Below are 3,827 nucleotides of genomic sequence, written 5' to 3' on the forward strand. Positions count from 1 at the left end.
GGCGAAAGCATAAGGCAGGAGTCAGGCAGGGATGAAAATTTATCGTCCGTTATGGGAAGACGGGGCCTTTCTGGCCCCGCAACAGTTTCAACAGCAGACACAGTGGGATGCGTATGTCACTGACACCGTCGCGCGAATGGGGCTTGCCCATCCGTGGGGAGTGATTGCCGCTGAATTCGATGATGCCGGTCTGGCGCTGTCCCGCCTTAACGCGACCCGTATCGTGGTCCGTTTCCCGGATGGCACGCTGGTTAATACCGATCTGGCCGACAACCTTCCCCCGGTCTGTGATCTGTCGGCCGCCAGCGGTCAGGATACGGTGGAGGTGTTGCTGGCCCTGCCACTGCTCAGCGCCAATGGCGGCAATCTGGATAACGGCCAGGACAGTGACCGTCCCCGCCGCTGGAAAGCCGAACGGGCACAGGTGCAGGAACTGGCCGGTACCGAACGGGGTGAGCTGGCGGTGCTCCGTTATGCCCTGACGCTGCGCCTTGCCAGCCAGGAAAACACGGCGTATCTGACCTGTCCGGTCACACGACTGGCGCGCAATGCACAGGGCGTGTGGAGTCGGGACCCGTCCTTTATTCCCCCGTTACTCTCGCTGTCCGCAAGCCCTGCACTGGTGATGGCGCTGGGTGACCTGCTGCAACGTCTGCAGGCACGACGCCAGCGTCTGATGGCCATGCGCCGCGAAAGTAATGAGCGGATGGCGGATTTTGCGGTGGCGGATGTGTCCCTGTTCTGGCTGCTGAATGCCCTGAACAGCGCAGAGCCGGTACTGACAGAGCTTTTACAGGAGCCAGCCCGTCATCCCGAGTTGCTGTACCGGGAGCTGGCGCGTCTGGCCGGCAGCCTGCTGACTTTTTCACTTGAGCATGACGCGGGAGATATTCCAGCCTGGCGACATCATGCCCCGGAGCAGGTGTTTCCGCCGCTGCTCACCCTGCTTGACCGGTTGCTGGAAGCCAGCCTGCCGTCCCGGGTGATCAGTATTCAGCTTGAGCATGAGGAGCAGATGTGGAAAGGCGCACTGCACGATGCACGGTTGCGTGAGGGCGCTGATTTTTATCTCTCGGTACGCTCTTCAATGCCGAATCACGCGTTGCAGGTCAGGTTCCCGCAGTTGTGTAAGGCGGGCAGTTTTGATGACGTTTCTGATGTGGTGAACGTCGCCCTGAGCGGTATGGTTATCAAGCCACTCAGCCATGTACCTGCTGCCATCCCCCTGCGTCTGGAGAATCAGTATTTTTCGCTGGATCTGACGACGGATGCGGCCAGAGCCATGCTGGAAGCGGGCAGCTGTACCTTCTACACCCCCCGTTCGCTGGGTGAGGTGAAACTGGAACTTTATGCGGTACTGCGGACATGAACAGAGCCGAACTCAGGCAAATCGAACGTATTTTCTGTCCGGGCTGGCTGATGGCCAGCCAGCTGCGTGGTGGCCAGGAAGTCCGTGATGGTGAAAGTCTGTATCGCCGGGCCTGTCACCTGGTTCAGGATGCCAGGACGGCGCTGACAGAGGCGGATTACAGCGATGTCAGCCGTGATCATATGGTGTATGCCCTGTGCGCCCTGCTGGATGAGAGCGTGCTCAATCGTGGCACCTCTGATGATGGTTACCTGACCTGGCGGCGGGATCCGTTGCAGGCGCGTTTCTTTGGCACCCTGAATGCGGGTGAAGAACTGTGGGAACGGATCCGTACTCTTCTGAAGGACAATACGGCGGATACGGCCGTGCTGGCCTGTCTGTACCGCACCCTGCAACTGGGATTTGTCGGTCAGTATCGCGCACAGGATGACGAACGTCGTGAGGATGTGGTCAGGGCACTTGGCGAACGGGTTCCCCCGTTTGCCCTGGCACAGGATGCACCGGTGGTGGTCCGGGCGTCGCGTCTGCGCAGTGGTCGCCGTCTGTACTGGTTTTCCTGGATTGCCGGGGGCGTGGTGCTGGCGGTGCTGTGGTTTTTCCTCTCGTCTTCCCTCACCGACCTGGTGAGTCAGACCGTCGGGCTGAGGTAAGCGATGCGTGATGTTTACCGGGGACTGTTGACGGTACTGGCTGCCATTTTGGGACTGTGGTTAATCCTGGGATTCTGGTCATTATCCACCGGCAGTCGGGTGGGGCTCAGTCTGCTGGTGGTACTGGTTTGTGCTGTGGCGCTGTGGCGCCAGTGGCGGGGAGTACGCATCGGTCATGGGGCGACTGACGATTTCACCGACGCCAGTTTGCCGCCGGAGGATTTTCAGGGGGCGGTGGTGCTGGTGTGCGGTGACAACGCGCCCCTGTTTGCCTCCACCGCCCGACATCGTGAAAGCCGCCAGGGCTGGTACCTGCAGGTGAAGGATGCGGAACAGCTTCCCCTGCTGGCGCAGCGCCTGAGTCGTGTACGACCTGCGCTGGTTTCACAGATTTCCGTATTACTGGCGATACTGCCTGAATGCCACGTCTCCCCGGCTGATTTTACGCAGAACCTGCGGGGATGGCAGCGTGCAGTGACACAGTGCAGGGCGTGGCTCAGCGGGTTGCCTCCCGTCTGGACCGTCACCTGGATTTCGCCGCCGGGAACCTGTCCGGAGCAGGTGCCGGTCTGGTTCATCGCTGGCGGTCATGGCACCGGCCTGCAGGTTCATCAGCCCGGACTGGGGAACCAGCCCCTCACGGACTGGGTTGAAGAAAGTGATGCATCAGGGCGCTTTACCCGCCTGAGTCAGGTGCTGTGGCTCAATAGCCTGCTGGGCTGGCAGGGGAGCGCGGTGGACAGTGTGCTGACCGTACGTCAGGGGGAATTACCCGTACTGACGCCCTGCGCACAGGGCTTTTGCATGGTGCCGGTCGGCGGCCAGCACGACAACCTCTGGCAGCAACATATTGCTGACATTACGGCCCTGTCGCCGGAAACCGCCCGCCAGACTGATGCGCTGCCCCTGCCGGAACTGTTGCTGCCGGGGCTGCCGCGTCGCCGCGGGATCAGCCGAAAGATGCTGTTCTGGCGGCAGGTCGGGCTGCTGGGCGGGATTTTCCTTACGCTGGCGATGATGACCTCCTTTATCAACAATCAGCGTCTTGTCCGTAGTGTGGGCGATCATCTTGCACTCTACCATCGCCTCAGTGGCGAGCTGCCTGCACCGAAGTTGCAGGCACAACAATACCTGCGTGCTGACGGACGTCTGCTGGATGACTGGCAGCGCGGTGGCGAACCGTTGCGTTACCGTATGGGTCTGTATCAGGGGGGGCGTCTGGTCGTCCCGGTGGAAACAGCGATCAGTGACTGGGCGCCGCCGCCCCCGCCGCCGAAGCCGGAACCCAGGGCCGTACCGGTGCCGAAGACGGTCCGTCTCGACAGCCTGTCGCTGTTCGATTCCGGGAAGGCGGTCCTGAAGGCGGGCTCGACAAAAATGCTGGTGAATTCCCTGGTGGATATCAAAGCCCGTCCCGGCTGGCTGATAGTGGTCAGCGGACATACCGACAACACCGGCAGTCCGCAACAGAACCAGACGCTCTCCCTGAAACGCGCCGCGGCGGTGCGGGACTGGATGCGCGACACCGGCGACGTGCCGGAAAGCTGTTTTGCAGTGCAGGGCTATGGCGAAAGCCGCCCTGTTGCCGCCAATGACACCCCGGCAGGCCGTGCGCTTAACCGGCGGGTCGAAATCAGTCTGGTACCGCAGGCGGACGCCTGTCAGTTACCGGATACAAAAACAGCGTCGCCGGATGAAAGCGACGCACCAACTCAAGAAATGGAGAAATAAACCATGGCAATTCCAGTCTATCTGTGGCTGAAAGACGACGGCGGCGCGGACATCAAGGGTTCAGTGGATGTTCAGGA

3 protein-coding genes and 1 pseudogene are annotated in these 3,827 nt (G+C 61.2%); all 4 read left to right on the forward strand.

The window, feature by feature from the left end; translation table 11 throughout:
• Positions 1 to 31: 31 nt before the first annotated feature.
• A complete protein-coding gene (tssK, locus tag EH228_RS02105) occupies positions 32 to 1,369 on the forward strand; it encodes a type VI secretion system baseplate subunit TssK (protein ID WP_152320051.1) in 1,338 nt (445 codons plus the stop codon).
• Entirely contained in the window at positions 1,366 to 2,019 is a 654-nt protein-coding gene (gene tssL, locus EH228_RS02110) for a type VI secretion system protein TssL, short form (protein WP_152320052.1), read from the forward strand. Before tssK ends, tssL begins: the two co-directional genes overlap by 4 nt.
• A gap of 3 nt (positions 2,020 to 2,022) precedes the next feature.
• A complete protein-coding gene (locus EH228_RS02115) occupies positions 2,023 to 3,750 on the forward strand; it encodes an OmpA family protein (RefSeq protein WP_193323252.1) in 1,728 nt (575 codons plus the stop codon).
• Between the two features lie 3 nt (positions 3,751 to 3,753).
• Positions 3,754 to 3,827: pseudogene (locus EH228_RS02120) on the forward strand (type VI secretion system tube protein Hcp); the annotation flags it as partial.

It is taken from the genome of Erwinia endophytica (genome assembly GCF_009295515.1).
GTDB lineage: Bacteria > Pseudomonadota > Gammaproteobacteria > Enterobacterales > Enterobacteriaceae > Erwinia > Erwinia endophytica.